This window comes from Mangrovimonas futianensis (genome assembly GCF_021245805.1).
GTDB lineage: Bacteria > Bacteroidota > Bacteroidia > Flavobacteriales > Flavobacteriaceae > Mangrovimonas > Mangrovimonas futianensis.
This window is the reverse complement of record NZ_JAJJNF010000105.1, coordinates 1-255: the sequence shown is the minus strand read 5'-3', so window position 1 is coordinate 255 and position 255 is coordinate 1. Positions and strand designations below refer to the sequence as shown.

The 255-nt window shown below is 48.2% G+C and carries 1 protein-coding gene; it reads left to right on the top strand.

The genetic code is table 11. The features are described from left to right. Positions 1-255, top strand: a 255-nt coding sequence (locus LOK78_RS16620) for an HYR-like domain-containing protein (protein ID WP_232635701.1), incomplete at both ends; no start/stop codon positions are given.

The window sequence follows — 255 nt, the reverse complement described above, 5'->3', positions numbered from 1 at the left end:
CTGGTGACATTACAGCTACTGCTGTAGATAGCATGGACGATACAGATCCTTGTAACATTGTGGTGACCAGAACGTGGACATTTACTGATGCGTGTAACAATTCATCTTCAGTGTCACAGACCATCACCATTCAAGATACAACGGCACCGGTGGCTCCTGAGGCTCCTGCAGATATCACTTACGAGTGTATCGGCGATATGCCTGCTGCTGGCGAGTTGACTGCTACAGACAACTGTGCTGGTGACATTACAGCTA